Source organism: Nonomuraea sp. WAC 01424, from assembly GCF_003947315.1.
In the GTDB taxonomy this organism is placed as follows: domain Bacteria; phylum Actinomycetota; class Actinomycetes; order Streptosporangiales; family Streptosporangiaceae; genus Nonomuraea; species Nonomuraea spiralis.
The window spans coordinates 355038-370393 of the sequence record NZ_QHHZ01000001.1 but is presented as its reverse complement, the minus strand read 5'-3'; the positions used below and the strand labels follow the sequence as shown (position 1 = coordinate 370393).

15 protein-coding genes and 2 pseudogenes are annotated in these 15356 nt (G+C 67.4%); 3 read left to right on the top strand and 14 right to left on the bottom strand.

The window, feature by feature from the left end; all coding sequences use genetic code 11:
* Positions 1-466 precede the first annotated feature (466 nt).
* Both DMB42_RS01690 and DMB42_RS01685 read right to left on the bottom strand, forming a co-directional pair.
* Positions 467-1399: a fumarylacetoacetate hydrolase family protein gene (locus DMB42_RS01690; RefSeq protein ID WP_125629881.1), complete on the bottom strand. Its 933-nt coding sequence runs from the start codon at positions 1397-1399 to the stop codon at positions 467-469.
* 43 nt (positions 1400-1442) lie between these two features.
* Complete coding sequence (locus DMB42_RS01685; protein WP_125629879.1) at positions 1443-2234, bottom strand: cyclase family protein; 792 nt, start codon at positions 2232-2234, stop codon at positions 1443-1445.
* Positions 2235-2375: 141 nt separating this feature from the next.
* On the opposite strand from DMB42_RS01685, the gene DMB42_RS01680 reads away from it, so the two are divergent.
* Positions 2376-2984: a TetR/AcrR family transcriptional regulator gene (locus tag DMB42_RS01680; RefSeq protein WP_125629878.1), complete on the top strand. Its 609-nt coding sequence runs from the start codon at positions 2376-2378 to the stop codon at positions 2982-2984.
* Between the two features lie 1157 nt (positions 2985-4141).
* On the top strand, positions 4142-5164 hold the full coding sequence (locus DMB42_RS01670; protein ID WP_260477422.1) for a glycerophosphodiester phosphodiesterase family protein: 1023 nt from the start codon (positions 4142-4144) through the stop codon (positions 5162-5164).
* Positions 5165-5372: 208 nt separating this feature from the next.
* Here the strand turns inward: DMB42_RS01670 and DMB42_RS01665 are convergent, their stop codons facing one another.
* The 9 genes and pseudogenes from DMB42_RS01665 to DMB42_RS01625 form a co-directional block, all read right to left on the bottom strand.
* A complete protein-coding gene (locus DMB42_RS01665) occupies positions 5373-5804 on the bottom strand; it encodes a helix-turn-helix domain-containing protein (protein ID WP_125629874.1) in 432 nt (143 codons plus the stop codon).
* Positions 5805-5971: 167 nt separating this feature from the next.
* A pseudogene (locus DMB42_RS56265) lies at positions 5972-6067 on the bottom strand (IS5/IS1182 family transposase); the annotation flags it as partial.
* Between the two features lie 319 nt (positions 6068-6386).
* A complete protein-coding gene (locus DMB42_RS01655; protein WP_125629872.1) occupies positions 6387-6845 on the bottom strand; it encodes a dihydrofolate reductase in 459 nt (152 codons plus the stop codon).
* Positions 6842-7639 carry a thymidylate synthase gene (locus DMB42_RS01650; protein ID WP_125629870.1) on the bottom strand — a complete coding sequence of 266 codons (798 nt, stop codon included), beginning with the start codon at positions 7637-7639 and terminating at the stop codon, positions 6842-6844. The genes DMB42_RS01655 and DMB42_RS01650 overlap by 4 nt, the downstream gene beginning before the upstream one ends.
* Before the next feature lie 213 nt (positions 7640-7852).
* On the bottom strand, positions 7853-8866 hold the full coding sequence (locus DMB42_RS01645; RefSeq protein WP_125629868.1) for a Gfo/Idh/MocA family protein: 1014 nt from the start codon (positions 8864-8866) through the stop codon (positions 7853-7855).
* Positions 8863-9912, bottom strand: coding sequence for a Gfo/Idh/MocA family protein (locus tag DMB42_RS01640; RefSeq protein WP_125629866.1), 1050 nt, complete (start codon positions 9910-9912; stop codon positions 8863-8865). The genes DMB42_RS01645 and DMB42_RS01640 overlap by 4 nt, the downstream gene beginning before the upstream one ends.
* Positions 9913-9948: 36 nt before the next feature.
* Positions 9949-10743 (bottom strand): amino acid ABC transporter ATP-binding protein, encoded by a 795-nt coding sequence (locus DMB42_RS01635; RefSeq protein WP_125629864.1) that lies wholly within the window; start codon positions 10741-10743, stop codon positions 9949-9951.
* Complete coding sequence (locus DMB42_RS01630; protein WP_260477421.1) at positions 10740-11558, bottom strand: amino acid ABC transporter permease; 819 nt, start codon at positions 11556-11558, stop codon at positions 10740-10742. The genes DMB42_RS01635 and DMB42_RS01630 overlap by 4 nt, the downstream gene beginning before the upstream one ends.
* 216 nt (positions 11559-11774) lie before the next feature.
* Positions 11775-12767 (bottom strand): transporter substrate-binding domain-containing protein, encoded by a 993-nt coding sequence (locus DMB42_RS01625; RefSeq protein WP_125629860.1) that lies wholly within the window; start codon positions 12765-12767, stop codon positions 11775-11777.
* A gap of 183 nt (positions 12768-12950) precedes the next feature.
* On the opposite strand from DMB42_RS01625, the gene DMB42_RS01620 reads away from it, so the two are divergent.
* Positions 12951-14054, top strand: coding sequence for an ROK family protein (locus DMB42_RS01620; RefSeq protein WP_185844416.1), 1104 nt, complete (start codon positions 12951-12953; stop codon positions 14052-14054).
* Positions 14055-14226: 172 nt separating this feature from the next.
* On the opposite strand, the gene DMB42_RS54690 is transcribed toward DMB42_RS01620, so the two are convergent.
* From DMB42_RS54690 to DMB42_RS01610, 3 genes and pseudogenes are all read right to left on the bottom strand, one after another.
* Entirely contained in the window at positions 14227-14523 is a 297-nt protein-coding gene (locus tag DMB42_RS54690; RefSeq protein ID WP_260477420.1) for an integrase core domain-containing protein, read from the bottom strand.
* Positions 14524-14549: 26 nt separating this feature from the next.
* Positions 14550-14837, bottom strand: a pseudogene (locus DMB42_RS56260) (trypsin-like serine protease); the annotation flags it as partial.
* A complete protein-coding gene (locus DMB42_RS01610; protein ID WP_125629854.1) occupies positions 14824-15141 on the bottom strand; it encodes a trypco2 family protein in 318 nt (105 codons plus the stop codon). The gene DMB42_RS01610 and the pseudogene DMB42_RS56260, both read right to left, overlap by 14 nt.
* Positions 15142-15356 lie beyond the last annotated feature (215 nt).

Sequence of the window (15356 nt, the reverse complement as noted above, 5' to 3'; positions counted from 1 at the left end):
AGGCCGTCCAGGTCTTGCTGCCGGTGCAGAGCCTGGCCTCGCCTGAAGGCGAGTCCCAACGCACCGGCGCCGTAGTGCGACTGCTGCAGGAGATCGGCCGGTTCGCGGACCTCCCTCCGCAGGAGAGAACAGGTGTACGAGTGACGTTGGATGGCGGACAGAACCCGACGATCCGGTCAGTGGCGCCGCCCACGCCTGGATCGAAGCCGACGGCCACCCCATCGGCGAGAACGCCGACATCACCACCTACCGCCCCTTGCTGAGCGTCCCACCTGCCACGTAGCCGGCGAGGCCATCGCCCAGGTCACCGAGGTCCTGGCACCCCGCCGCCGTACCCACTGATCAACTGACTGGCGGCCGGCCGGAGCTGTAGGAGGTTCGGTCCATCACGTCACGGATCACTAACAGGCGAACAAGCCCCAGGTCGCTACCGCTGATTTCTGCACGCAGCCTCCCCGAAGGCCGTTCATGACACCACCCGGTTGCGCAGGATGCCGAGGCCGGAGACTTCGAGTTCCACGGTGTCGCCGGGTTCGAGGAAGCGGCCGTGTTCCAGCCCGCAGCCGGTGGGCACGGTGCCCGAGCCGAGGACCTCTCCGGCGTGCAGCCGGGTCGACCGGGAGGCGAAGGCGATCATGTCGGCGAAGGTGTGGTGCATGTCGGCGGTGGTGCCGCGGCTGACCTCCTCGCCGTTGATGCGGGCGGTCATGGTGAGCCGGTAGGGATCGCCGACCTCGTCGGCGGTGGTGATCCACGGGCCGAGAACGTTCGCGTCGGTGAAGTCCTTGCTCTTGCTCAGGCCCAGGCCGGTGGCGATCTCCTCCAGTTGGGTGTCGCGGGCGCTGAAGTCGTTGAAGACCGTGTAGCCGAAGATGTGCGACGGGGCGTCCGCCACAGTGATGTCCGTGCCACCGCGGCCGAGTACGCAGGCGAACTCCAGCTCGTAGTCCCGCACCGAGGAGTAAGCGGGCCAGGTGATGTCGCTGTCGTGGCCGGCCACCGCGAGCCGGTTGGTGAGGTAGTACAGGGGCCGTTCGAGCATGACGGCGGGCAGTTCGACCCGGTCGGCCGGTATGCCCTGGATCCGGGCGCGGGCGTTGCGGAAGTGGTCCATGAAGCCGCCGAAGTCCCGGATCTGCACGGGGCGGGGCAGCGGGGACAGCCAGCGCAGCGCGGACGCGGCGACGACCGCCTCGTCCGGGGCCTGTCCGGCGAGCCGTTCCAGGGTCTGCCGCACGGGTTCGCCGCCGTCGATGATCGCCTGCATGGTGGTCAGTGCGGGGGAGTGCCGGCCGGTCAGCAGGTGGTGGGCGCGGTCGAGCAGCAGGAGGCGTTCGCCCTGGTCGAGTACGAGTGCGGTCCGTTCGGCGCCCTCGTACTCGACGGTCGCGAGTTTCACGGTCGGTTCCTCTTCTCTGGAGGGGGCGGGAAGCGGGGCAGGGTCAGACGAAGGCCACGACGCGGGCCGGGGCGGCGCTCGCGTGGGCGATCTTGATCGGGAAGAAGGCCACCCGGAATCCCGACGGGGGCAGCGCGGCCAGGTTGGTCAGCTGCTGGACGATGAAGACCTCCCGCTCGCGGCCGGCCCGGTGGCCGTCCCACAGCACGGAGCTGTCGCCGCTCTCGCGGAACCTGCGCGCCATCACGGCGAAGCTCAGGTCCCAGCCCCCGGCGTCCGTGCCGAGGACCTTGGCCCCGAGGCCGGCCAGGAAGAGCGTCGACTCCCGGCTCATCCCCGGGTAGCGGAAGAACTCGAGGTCGGACAGGCCGTACCGCTCCTGGCCGGTGCGCAGCAGGACCGCGCCGCCGGCCGGGACCGGGGCGCCGTTGTCGGCGAGGGCGGACTCCAGCGCCTCGACGGTGATCGGGGCGTCGAGCTCGCAGCGCCCCCGCAGGTCCAGCACGAGCGCCTCGCACCACAGCTCGTCCAGGGCGATGTCGGTGATGGTACGGGCGGGCCTGCCTTCGCAGGTCGAGCCGTAGTGCAGAGGGGCGTCGACGTGGGTGCCGAGGTGGGTGTTGAAGTCGGTCAGCAGTTCCGCGCCCCAGCCCTCGCCGTCGGGCAGGTCCTCGACGCCGCAGTGCATGGCGGCGGCGAACTGCTCACGGCCCTCGCCGGCGGGGTGGGCGTAGGCGATGGACGGCGCGATCACCGGGGCGAGCGGGCGCAGCTGCTCGGGGAGCAGCTCGTGGTCGGCGGGGTCCAGCGTCCTGGTCAGGTCGATCAGTTCCATGGCGGCTCCTCCTAAGTTATTGGACGGTCAGCATAGAACTGGACGGATAACATAGGCAAGTGCTCCGCGGACCCGGCGCGGGCCGGTCGGCGTGACAGAATCGGCCACGTCAGGCGGCCGCGACATCGGGAAGGACACAACGTGGGTGCGACCCGCAAACAGGAGATCTCCGCCGAGACCCGTCGTCGGCTGGTGGCCGCCGCATGGGAGCTGGCCGCCGAGGGCGGAGCCGCCGCGGCGTCCGTCCAGGCGGTGGCCGAGCGTTCCGGCATCAGCCGTGGCTCCGTGGCCTGGCACTTCGGCTCCAAGGACGGACTGCTGAAGGCGGTGGTCGAGGAGGCGTTCCGATGGGGTGCGGAATTCATGGGTGAGCGCCTCGCGGCCGCCGGGCCGCAGGGCGGGGTCGAGGCGCTGATCGAGGCGAACTTCGCGCTGATGTCCCGACCCGAGGCGCACATCTACTCGACGCTCCTGATCGAGGCGGTGAGCCGTGATTCGGCCCTGCGCGCGACGTACACCGAGGAGTACGCCAAGATCCGCGGCCTGTACGCCGACCACCTGCGCGCGGCCGGTGCGCGGGTCGCCGATCCGGAGGCCGTCGCGGCGGCGCTGCTCGGCGGCACCCTGGGCATCAACATCCAGCACCGGCTGGACCCGGGCCTGGACCGCCGGCGGGCCGTGACGGCGATGACGGACATCTACACCGACGCGCTCTCCGGCACCGAGCCCCACACCCCGTCGGACACCTGACCCCCGCCTGCGCGGGAGCGGCGGGTAGCAGGTGGATCCGTGGTGTCCGCGGCCGGCTGCCGTGACCAAGGCGACGGAGGCATCGACCCGCGCTCCTCCCAGGCGCCAGACCACCGGGCGACGCATACGGAGCAGGCCTGGCGGGAATCCCGCCAACCGCGAAGCCTGAGCCCCCCACGTTCTCGCTCTGCCCGCCTGCCGCCTGCCGCAACGAAACCGTCCTCGCGATGCCGGCCTGGACTGCACACAAAGTGAGGGGAAGCCACTACGACAGCGCCCACCCCACCGTGGTCGCCCTGGTCGTCGGCTCGCTCGGCGACGACGACCACGCCTGGCTCCGCCTCGGCGAGACATCCTCACGGTCGCAGCAGAGGAACCGCCCACATCCTGCGGCACACCTTGGCGACCAACCTGCTGCGCGCGGGCGTCGTCACCGTCGCACGCCGCCGGACATGACGACGGCCCGCACCGCCTCATGCCACAGGACGGCGGATCGTCGAGGTCGTGCCGGGGGAGGGGGCTGCAATGAAATACATTTCCGGAGCCGTCGTCCCAGGTCACGCAGGGCTTGTGTGTCGAGCGATCAGATCCGGTCGGAACTGTCGCGCGTACCAGGTAGCAAGATCCTTACTGACAGGCCGTGTTGGAGGACGGGGTGCGCTGCCACTCCAGGCCCAGGTAGCCGAGACCGGGATGGGTCACGGACAGGCCGCGGCGCCGGCGGGGATGCCCATCAGCGTCTGGTGCGCCCAGGTTGGTGAGATGGGGCAGGTTCGGCCGGTAGCCGGTGGCCAGCAGCACCGCATCGACGGGCCCGGGACGGCCAGGGGGGCGCCGGGCAGGAGCTCCGGTCGCCGGCGGCCGGCGATGGTGGCCAGAGAGTGAGCGGGGTGCGCGAAGACCGTCTCCCGCGATCGTGCCCGACACAAACAGTTGATCAAGGTACCGTCCTCGGCGCGTGCCCGCCCGCCGTACTCGCGGCCCTTGAGAGGAAACCGGCGTTCCTGGGCGTTCTGCGAACGTTCATGACCTCATCACGCCGTCGCCGCAGCGAAGGGCGGACGGGCCTCTAGCCTCGCCAAGGTCATTTCATACCTTACAGAGCGGAACATCCTGTGCGTTGTCGCCATGCCCTGGTAAGTCTGGCTTTCGTTTCCGTGCTCGCCGCTCCGGTGGCCGCCCACGCCTCGACGGCCGGCGGCCCCGGCGTGCTGCCCCAAAAGACCCACTTCGACTTGCAAGCCCACCGCGGCGGCCTCGGCATGACGACCGAGGAGTCACTTGAGGGGTTCACCAAGGCCCTGCGCCTCGGGGTCAGCACCCTTGAGCTGGACACCCATGTGACCAAGGACCTGAAGGTGGTGGTCAACCACGACCGGCAGATCAGCGCCCAGAAGTGCCAGGACACCGTGCCCCTCACCCCCGGGGACCCGATGTTCCCCTACGTCGGCAAGTTCATCAAGGACCTGACCCTGGCCCAGATCAAGACCATGAATTGCGGGTACCGGCAGCTGCCCGGCTTCCCCGAACAGGAGGTGGTCGACGGCTTCCGGATGGTCGAACTCAAGGACGTGCTGAACCTCGTCAGGACTCGCCGGGCCAAGCAGGTCAAGCTGAACATCGAGACCAAGGTCGAAGCGGGCGCGCCGCAGCAGACCGCGCCGCGCGAGCTGTTCGTCCGCCGCGTGTTCGAGGAGATCCGCGCCTCGGGCGTCGAGGACCAGATCACCATCCAGTCCTTCGACTGGGGCGCGTTGACGGAGATGCACCGGCTCGCGCCGGAATGGCCGCTGGTGGCCCTGACCAACTACGACTTCCTCCAGGTCGGCAAGCCGGGCGCTTCCCCCTGGCTCGGCGGGATCGACGCCGACGACTTCGGCGGCGACTTCGTCAGCGCCGCCGCCGGCATCCCGGGTGTCACCGCCCTGTCCCCGGTGTACGGCTTTCCTCAGAACGGCACGATCAGCGATCCCGCCTTCCGCTTCTACGTCACCGAGAAGATGGTGTCGGACGCGCACGAGCGTGGTCTGAAGGTCATCCCGTGGACGTGCGACGACCCGGCCACCATCGCGGCCCTCATCGACATGGGCATCGACGGCATCATCACCGACTACCCGGACCGGGTCCGGCAGATCATGGCCGAGCGCGGCATGCGCCTGCCCAAGCCCTACGCCAAGTAACCGACGGCCGCCCTTCAGCGGTCTCGCGAAGCACGTGGCTCGCCCGAGGCTTTGTTGGGCCGTCGTGCCGGTCCGCGGCCGGCGTGGAGAACCCCCGTCGGCCGCACCCTCACTCTCCGAATATCTCCTTGTAGAGAAGTTGCACGTCTCGGCGTGGTCGTTTCCCGCTGCGGCGTCGATTTCGCAGTAGTTTCAGGAGGTAGGAGAGTCACTGTCGTAGCGGTAAGACCCCTCTTCCCTTGGAGAGCCGACGGTGAGCTGGGAATTCTCCAGTCGGCCGGCGCCGGCGAGGGCCGCGCTCTCCTACGTCCGGCTCGGGGTCCGCGACCCCGGCCACCTCGGTCGTTTCGGCCACGTCGGTGGCCTCAGCGAGCCGCCGGCTCAGGGCGGTCCAGGCGGCGACCGTGTCGTGATCACAGCCGCACGCCCTGACGAACGCCTCCACTAGTGCGGGCCGGGGCAACCGCTGTCGTTCCAGGGCGCTGGCCCGCGTGCTGCGCGGCAGCACCTCACCCGCCGTTTCGGCCCGTTCCTCCAGTTGCCGGTACGTCAGCCCCGACCACGCCTTCAGCCGGCGCATGGCCGCCATGAACTCGGCAACGTTCTGTCCGGTGTGTAGCTCAAGTGGATCGTCGGGCACGGAGTCTCCCCGTCGCGATGGGCAAACCGAACCATCCAACGTGGTGCCGGTCTGTTCTAGGGGAATTCGTAGTGCTTTGTCCAGACGAGAATCCTTCGGCTCCTTGGTGGGCCTTGTCGGCCGGCGTGATGATCCCGGCCCGCTCGAGTGCACGCAGGATGCCCCAGGATGTTCATGCCGTGCACGCGGTGCTTGCCGGAGAAGTAGGGCCGGTCGGCGGCGATCCGGTCGATGTGGATCAGGGTGCCGTCCAGCACCAGGTAGTGCAGCCCGTCTCGCACAAGCAGGGCCTGTTGTCCGGGGTTGAGCAGTCGCCGGGCCGATCCGATGGACTCGCGGTGGCGGCGGACGAGGCCCTGGTGGTGGTGGACGTGATTGTGGTGATCAACCCGTCTACCAGGGGTTTCGCCATGTCACCAGGTGAACGTCACGCTCAAGATCGTAGAGTCCTTGGACGACGGGTTCGTGGAGCAGTTGGCAGTGAGCGTTCCTTCTGGCACTTGGTTCGCGTCGTGAAAGCCTCACGAACGCGGGCTGGAACCGCTGGTGTGTCGGCGAAGCAACCACCGGGGCTTCCTGACCTCACCCCCAGGTCAGGAACCGGTAGTGCAGCCCGGTCGAAGACTCCTGCCACGCCCCGACGGAGCCCGGCGGGCGTCCCACGTCCGGTGCGTGCGTGTCACCTTCGAAGGACTCCCGGATCTCGGTGACCACGATTCGGTCCGCGATAGGCAGTGTCGCCCGATACACGGCTGCGCCACCGATCACCCACACATCCCCGGACGCCGCGGCGAGCGCCTGCTGCAGGTCGGGGAACGTTTCCACACCCTCCTGCGGCGTGCGCGACAACACAAGATTGCGTCTGCCCGGCAGCGGCCGGAACCGCGGCGGCAGCGACTCCCACGTGCGGCGGCCCATGAGCACGGTCGCGCCCGCAGTCAGGGAACGAAAGTGCTTCAGATCCTCCGGCAGGTGCCACGGCAGCATGCCGTTACGGCCGATGACGCCGTTCGCCGACTGCGCCCAGACCAGCCCGATCACACCGCCACCTGTGCCCTGATGGCGGGGTGCGGGTCGTAGCCGTCGAGGGCGATGTGCTCGTAGGTGTAGTCGAACAGGCTGTCCGCCGGCTTCAGGCTCAGCATGGGGAACGGCCGCGCCTCGCGTGCGAGCTGCGTGCGGACCTGGTCCTCGTGGTTGTCGTAGATATGACAGTCGCCTCCGGTCCAGACGAAGTCACCGACGCCGAGACCCACCTGCTCAGCGATCATGTGCGTCAGCAGGGCGTAGCTCGCGATATTGAACGGCACGCCAAGGAACAGGTCCGCGCTTCGCTGGTAGAGCTGACAGGACAGTTCGCCGTCGGCAACGTAGAACTGGAAGAACGCATGGCAGGGCGGCAGCGCCATCCGCGGGATGTCGGCGACGTTCCACGCAGACACGATGATCCGCCGAGAATCGGGATTCTCGCGCAGCGTGCGCAGCACCTCGCTGATCTGGTCGACATGCCCGCCGTCCGGGGTCGGCCACGACCGCCACTGCACGCCATAGATCGGGCCGAGATCACCGTCCGGCGCCGCCCACTCGTCCCAGATCGTGACGCCATTGTTCCGGAGCCACGTGACATTCGCGTCGCCGCGTAGGAACCACAGCAGCTCATAGGCGATCGAGCGGAAGTGGACCTTCTTCGTCGTGATCAGCGGGAAGCCGTCAGACAGCCGGTAGCGCAGCTGGTGACCGAAGATCGACCGCGTCCCCGTCCCGGTGCGGTCCTCCTTACGGGCGCCCGTCTCGAGCACGTGGCGGAGCAGGTCTTCGTACTGCGTGTCTGGCATGCCCGCAAGCCTAACCAAGGGGGCCGAACGACTCGTCCATCGCGGCCAGGAGTTCGTCGACTGCCCAGACCTGAACGCCGATCATCGCCGACATGACCTGGCGCCCAAGTCAGTAGGCTCACCGGACGTCGTGGCGGAGCATCGCACAAGATCACTCTTAGCGCCAATTTCTGTACCGGTCTCCAAATCCCCGCAGCTGCGCGAGACCCCTGGTCAAACCGTTCGAGGACGGCAGGCTACGGGCTGCCCGGTTCGCAGCGATTCGTAAGCGCAGGCGACGATCTCCACCGCGCGCAGTCCGTCGATACCGGTGGCCGAGACCTGCGTCCGGGTGCGCACGGACGCGACAAAGTTTTCGATCATCGCCCTATAGCTTCCTTCGGAAGCGTCCAGCCACGAGACCTTCTGGGTGGCATCGTCATAGGACGTCACTCGCTCCGCATAGGCGTCGACGTCCACCACGCCGCTGGTCGCCACGAGCCGCAGGCCGAGTCCGCCCCAGGCAGGGAAGGACATTGGGCGGTTCCAGCTGAAGTCAATGGTGGCCACTACTCCACTCGTGAAAGTGAGCATGACAAGACCGCTCGTCTCCACTGCGATGTCGGGTCCGCCGACCAGGTCGTTGGCCTGCGCGTACACCTCCGTCACCTCGTCGGCCAGGATGAACCGCAACGCGTCCGCGACGTGCACCGTGTGGTCGATCAGGGCACCGCCGCCCGCGAGTTCCGGGTCGACGAACCAGTTGCGCCGGTGTCGTGGCAGTTGGCCCTGGTTGACTCCTTCGCAGCCGCGAATCGTGCCGACGGCGCCCGATTCCAGCAGCGTTCGCAGCTCGTGGATCGGGGCGCTGTAGCGCATCGGGAAGGCGGTCATCAGCGGGACATCGTGCTCGCGACAGGTTCGCACCATCGCCACCGCGTCGTCCACATCGGTGGCCAGTGGCTTCTCGCAGAGGATCTGCACTCCCGCGCGTGCCGCAAGCTCGACGTGTCCTCGATGCCGCGTGTTCTCCGAACATACGATCACTGCATCAAGGTCGGCTGCCAACAACTCGTCGTAGGTCTCGTACGTACGCAGGCCGTGCGCCTTCGCCGCTTCATCTGCTCGCCGGGCGTCGTCGTCGGCGAGTCCGACGAGTTCCACGCCGGGCAACGACTGCAGCAGCCGGCAGTACATGGGCGCGTGCACGTGAGCGTAGGTCATCAATCCGATGCGGACGGGGTTCACGATGCGGCTTCCTCCAGTGACACGGCGCGCCCGGTGCGCGCGGACTCCCGCGCTGCCTCGATCGTGCGCACGGTGGCGATGCTGTCCTGTACTGATGTCCTGGCCGGCGTCCCGGTTCGAATGCCGGCGAGGAAGTCGCGCAGTTGCGCGGTGAACGGATCGTCGCCCAGCACGACCTGGCCGGACCGACCCGGCAGGCCGGCCCCCGTCACAGGTGTCTCCTGCCGGAGCGACACCGTGAGCGTCTGTGCCGAGTCCGAGTCGTATGCCAGCATGCCCGACGTCCCTGCCACTTCGATGCGGGTGCGGAACCGCGCTGCCGGTTGCGCCCAGGAGGCGGTCAGATGCGAAAGTGAGCCGGAGGCGTGGGTGAGGACCGCGTACGCGTGATCGTCGACAAGGTCCGACATGACGCGCAGCGTCTTCGTGTAAACCCGGACCACTGGCCCGGACAACCAGGACGCAAAGTCGATGTCGTGCGACATCAGATCGGCAATGATGCCGCCGGATCGCGCCTCGTCGAAAATCCAGGCGCCCGCCGCCCGCTCTGGAAGCGCGCTTTCGCGAGCCAGGCGGACGAGCGCGACGTCGCCGACCTTGCCTTGGGCGACAGCGCTGCGAACCGTGTGGTATTCGGGGTAATAGCGGACGACATGGCCGATGTAGAGCCCCACTCCGGCCTCCGCACACGCAGCGGCGATCGCTTCAGCGTCGGTGACCGTGAGCGCCAGCGGCTTCTCGCACACCACGTGTCTGCCGCGTGCAGCGGCAGCCAACGCGAACGGCTGATGCAGGTCTGTGGGCAGGCAGATGTCGACGATGTCGACGCTGTCAAGCAGATCATCGAAGTCGTCGCAGCGGGTCGCACCGCTCATTGTCGCCACGGCGTCGGCGCCGGACCGCCCCCAGATTCGCAGGTCGACGTCCAGCCGGGCCCAGGCCTGGGCGTGCACCTGACCGATGAAGCCGGTACCGACAACGCCCACCCGAGGCCGGCGGTCGGCCCAGTCGCGTTGTCGTACCCGTTGTGTGCGCGCTTGTGTCATATCCTCTGTCTCGTCTCGCTGTATTGCTCGTGCTGATTACTGGTTCTTGCGCACCCTGGACAGGAACGCCTTCGTCCGTTCGTGCTGCGGGTTACCGAACAGCTCGTTCGGCGAACCCGATTCGACGATCCGGCCGTCGTCCATGAAGAACGCCGAGTCGGCGACCTGCGTAGCAAAGCCCATCTCGTGGGTGACGACCAGCATCGTCATGCCGTCGGTCGCGAGGTCGCGCATCACGTCCAGCACCTCGCCCACAAGTTCCGGATCCAGCGCCGAGGTGGGTTCGTCGAACAGCATCAGCTTGGGCTGCATCGCCAGGGCCCTTGCGATGGCCACACGTTGCTGCTCACCACCCGACAGCTGCGCCGGCCGGTTCGCCGCCTTGCGGCCCAGGCCGACCCGGTCGAGCAGGGCGGCTGCCCGCGCCTTCGCCTCGGCGCGGCCCATTCGCTTGAGTAGCACGGGGGCATGCATGATGTTCTCGAGCGCGGTCATATGGGCGAACAGGTTGAAGCGCTGAAAGACCATCCCGACGTCCTGTCGCTGCCGGGTGACCTCGACGGGTCTGCGCTCGATCAGCCGCCGCCCCACCTGCCGGTAGCCAACCAGCTCGCCGTTGGCCCATAGCCGGCCGCCGTCGATGCGCTCGAGGCGGTTGACGCAACGCAGGAACGTGGACTTGCCGGACCCGGACGGCCCGACCAGCACGGCCACCTCACCCTGGTGGACTTCAAGGGTGATGTCCTTCAGCACGGCTGTCCGGCCGAAGTGTTTGGACACCTTCTCGGCTCGGATGACCGGTCCGCTGCCGTTCTCGTTCAGGCCGCTCATGCTGGGCCTCCTTCACTTACGAAGAGCCTGCGGAGCGGCCCCGGGCGAGCGGGGGCGACCCCGGCCTTGCCGTAGCGTCGTTCGAGGAAGTGCTGGCCCACGCTCAGCACGCTGACCAGGGCGAGGTACCAGATCGCGGCCACTGCGAGAAGCGGCATGACCTTGAAGTTGTTTGAGTAGATGCTCTGCACCGCCGTCAGCAGCTCCTGGCCGCCGACGATCGCCACCAGTGAGGTGGCCTTGAGCATGCTGATCGTCTGATTGCCCAGCGGCGGCACGATGACCCGCATCGCCTGCGGGAGGACGATCGTGCGCATGGCCTGGCGGCCGCTCAGGCCGAGCGCCGCGGCGGCCTCGCTCTGCCCCACGTCGACAGAGATCAGGCCGGCCCGGACGATCTCGGCGTTGTAGGCGGCCTCGTTCAGGGTGAGCGCGATGATCGCGGCGACGGTCGCCGGGATCAGCACGCTCGTAACCTGCTCGAAGAAGGTGATATCAGTGAACGGGATGCCGATGACCACCCGTGGGTACAAGGCCCCGAGGAATCCCCAGAAGATGATCTGGACGAGCAGCGGCGTACCTCGGAAGAACCAGATGTACAGCCAGGCGACGCCACTGAGCACCCGGTTCTCCGACAGCCGCATCACCGCAAGCAATACCGACAGGGCCACGCCCAACACCATCGAGACGGCGGTCAGCATCAAGGTGACCCCAACGCCCTTGATGATGTAGGGCTCGAACAGATAGTGCCCGATGGTCGCGACGTCCAGGTTGGGGTTCGTGAACAGCGACCAGACGACCAGGCCGAGAGCCACGAGGACCACGAGGCCGGACAGGTACCGCCATGGATGGCGTAGCGGCACGACGACGAACTCATCTGTTCGAGTCGTGACCTCGCTTCTACTGCTCAGTGGGGCGCGGGGCGCTGCCCCTCGGGATTCCGTCATGAGTGCATCTCCTACGATGGTCGGCGGTCCGCCGGTGGCGAACGCGATGGCCCGTCGAACCGCCGATGGTCGCGTCGGTGTGGGCTAGTTGATCGCGCCGTTGATCACGGCCGAAGTTACGCCGATCGACGCCAGGTCCCACTTGCTGTAGATGCGGCCGTAGGTGCCGTCGTCGAGCAACGACTGCAACGCGGCCTGGATGGCCTTCGCCAAGTCTTCATTCGCGTTCAAGACGCCGATGCCGTTCGGGTTCGCCTTGTAGCCGTTCGGCTCGGCGGGGTCTTCCACCGCGGTGAGCTTGTCCGGCTGGCTCTTCGCGATCATGATCGCGTTGACCTTCGCGGTGAAGTACACCTCGGTAGCCTGGGAAAGCAGGGCCTGCAAGCCCGCCGCCTCGTCCGGGTACCCGATGATCTTCATCGGACGGGCGCCGCAGGAAGCCTTGCTGTAGTCCTCGAGGAGTGTCTGCAGCGTGGTCGATCTTACTGCGGCGACCTTCACACCACACAGGTCCGCGAGAGTCTTGATCTGGGTGTTCCCGTGCCGCGCCAGCGCAGCGGCGCCTGTCTTCGAGTAGTCGACGAAGGTGACGGCCTCCTGTCGCGCCTTGAGGTCCGCGATGCCCGTGACAACGTTGTGGCTGCCGGCCTGCAGTCCGGGGATCAGGCTGTCGAACGGCTGTGCCTTGTACGAGGCGACAGTGCCGAGCCGCGCTGCGATAGCCTGCGTAAGATCGTAGTCGAGGCCCTTGAACTTGTCGGTGACCCCGGGCTCACTGAAGTCGATGAACGGCGGATGGGGGATGTTCGCGGCGATGACCAGGCCGTCCTTGGCGAACCGATCGGGCAACAGCGCAGCAGCCTTGTCATCCTTGGCCACCGGGCCCACGCCCTCGATCGTCACCGCGGTAGGCGTCGTCGCGTTCCCCGATTGGTCGTTGCTGGAGGAGCCGCAGCCGGCGAGCGTGACGACCGCCGCCGTGAGAAGGGCGATCCCGCGAAGTCCCGCTCGCGGCGGGCGGACAGCGGCGGTTGATGCCGAAGCAGGCGAACCGAGGCGCCTTGGGATGGCAGACATGGTGGATCCTTACTGGTCTGGGGCTCCGGCGGATCGACTCACTGAGCCGGGGTGAGATACTTTGTTCTCGTGAGAACTTTATCTGGCCCAGACCGTAGCGGAGGATCCAGCACGTTGGCAATGCCCACGACCACACCGACGGCCAGTGGCCGGCTGCTGCAGGCACTGCATGCCGGAGGCCCGATGAGCAGGGCCGAGGCAACCGCTGCGGCGCACCTCGCGCGCAGCGCCGCCGGGGCGGCAGCCGAGGAGCTGAGGACTCTAGGGCTGCTCGAGATCAACGAATCCCGCGCCGAGGCAGGCCGCCTCGGCCGGCCGTCCCCCGGTTTGAGTCTGCGCCCGGGTAGCGCCACCGTCGTGGCCGGGGCACTGCACCCGGACGCCGTCGAGTTGGCGATCGTCGACCTGAATCGAACGATCATGCACCGCGAAACCATCGACCTCGCGATACCCGCCCTTCCGCCCGACCAGGCCATACCCGCAGTAGCCCGCCACCTCAACGCGCTACTGGGCAGCTCCGCTGCCGCCAAGTGCACCGCGATCGGCATCTCGCTGCCCGGCATGATCGGCGATTCCGATGGCATCGCGCGCGCCGTGCTCCCGCTCGCATGGCGAGAAGTCCCGGTTGGCGAACTGCTCGCCGCCCGCTTGCGCACCAACCTGCCGATCTACCTCGGTCACGATGCCACCTTCGGCGCCCTGGCAGAGTTCCGTGCCGGTGCCGGACGCGGCGCGCATCGAATGCTCTTCCTCACCTCGCAACAAGTCGGGGTCGGCAGCGCGTTGATCACCTCGGCACACCTGGGCGGACACCTTGGGCACACCCTGCAGGCCGGCCACCTCATCGTGGACCCGACCGGCCCGGCGTGCAGCTGCGGATCTCACGGCTGCCTTGAGCTGTTCGTCGACGGCAGAGCGATCGCCGCCGCACTCCGCCTGCCTCCCACAACCTCGGCCGCTGAGCTACACCGTGCGCTCCAGTCGGGGATCCTGGAAGATCGTCCGGCACGACCCCTCGCCGAAGTACTAGATGCTCTGTCGGTCGGGCTGATCAGCCTCGTCAACACCCTCGGGCCAGACCGTGTGGTCCTCGCGGGGCTGCTGGCTCCGCTCGCTCGTGCATGGCGTCGGCAGCTGGAGGAGGCGCTGGGCCGTTCCGTAGTCGCCCAAGTCGAGCCAGTCAGTCTGCGCGTCGCAACACTGGATGACGCAGTACTGCTTGGAGTTGCAGAGCGGGCGTTCACCCCCCTAATGCATGATCCAGTACGCACACTGTCCCAAGGTTAAAACGCTGTCCCCCTGACAACGGGCACAGTTGTGCATCTCGCGTTCTGCGGGCGCGAAGCGGGAAGTGGACCGCGAGCACAAACGCGACCGCACCGTGGAAGGTCACGAGTCCGCCTGCAGCCGCGGCAAGGCCATCGGCGGCTGCGCCTGCCGAAAATTCCATCTGCGCAGGTCAGGCGGCATGTGAGTACTCGTGGAGAACGCCGCCGAGCCGGTCTCGTCGGCGTACATTCAGGTCGATGATCTGCGTCGGATCCGAGATCGGATCAGGGGCGGAACGCAGCGGCGCTGCTTGGCCCAGAGCTTGATGGGCCCGGTGCTGGTTGTTGAAGTGTTCGTACTCGCGCAGGGCGTGCCGCAGGTGGCGTTCGTTCCAAACGAGGCAGCGGTCGAGAAGCTCGTTGCGACACGACTGCACCCACCGCTCCATGATGGAGTTCGTCCGCGGCATCCGGATGCCGGTGAGCACGGTCTTGATGCCGGCCTGCGGATCGTTCCGGGCATGTCGACCTCGTTGTCCAGCAGTAGCAAGGCAACATCGCGTTCTTCTGGGTCTGTCCAGCGCACCGATGCCAGGCAACGGTGTACGTCGGCGTCGTGGGGGTGCCCCACACGCACGTCGATCTGGGCCCATGGCGTGCCCTTGCTCGCCTCGACGACGTGCCGGGCCGTCAACACCAGGCGAGGCCCGATCAGATATCCAGTACCGACGCGGAGGAACCTCGAGGCGCCACCTCCACGGATCAGAGCCAGTCTTCGACGGTCCAACTCAGCCCTCGTCATCCCAGGAGCCGGACTGCCGGCGACCGATCTCGGGGCTGTCTCCGCCCATGGCCCGGTCCTTGACCTTCAGTTTCAGGGTCAGCTTGTGCCCGTGGACCGAGGAGTGCGACGCGCCCCCGCCCACGGTCGCCACCCCGAACTGGAGCTTCCCCTCACCCTTCACGTCATTGCGTAGCTCCAGCAGCAACTCCAGTTCGGCTTCCTCGATCTGAAAGGCGAACTGCTGCTGGGCCCCCTGCGCCTGGGCCTGGTAGAGCTCTTGCCGCAGTTCCTCGATCGCTGCGGCCAACCCGATCGTCGCCATTGCTGCTCCTCCCCGTCGACCGTGAGATTCAGAAATGAGTGGTACCAGTCCAGGTGGGCGAGTGCATGCGACTTCGGGAAACTGACATTTGGCGCAACACGACGAAAGCGGGGCGGGAATAGCGACGCTAACTGTGGCACATCACAGGCAGGTGTCACAGAAATGCCCAGGTTTTCGCGGGGAAAGCGGCGAGACAGCCCCGCACGCCCGCGGCT

Coding starts and splice junctions, on each gene's coding strand:
- DMB42_RS01620 (WP_185844416.1), top strand. CDS start 12,951: ATGAGCAGGGCCGAGGCAACCGCTGCGGCGCACCTCGCGCGCAGCGCC.
- DMB42_RS01610 (WP_125629854.1), bottom strand. CDS start 15,141: ATGGCGACGATCGGGTTGGCCGCAGCGATCGAGGAACTGCGGCAAGAG.
- DMB42_RS01640 (WP_125629866.1), bottom strand. CDS start 9,912: ATGACACAAGCGCGCACACAACGGGTACGACAACGCGACTGGGCCGAC.
- DMB42_RS01635 (WP_125629864.1), bottom strand. CDS start 10,743: ATGAGCGGCCTGAACGAGAACGGCAGCGGACCGGTCATCCGAGCCGAG.
- DMB42_RS01650 (WP_125629870.1), bottom strand. CDS start 7,639: ATGCCAGACACGCAGTACGAAGACCTGCTCCGCCACGTGCTCGAGACG.
- DMB42_RS01625 (WP_125629860.1), bottom strand. CDS start 12,767: ATGTCTGCCATCCCAAGGCGCCTCGGTTCGCCTGCTTCGGCATCAACC.
- DMB42_RS01685 (WP_125629879.1), bottom strand. CDS start 2,234: ATGGAACTGATCGACCTGACCAGGACGCTGGACCCCGCCGACCACGAG.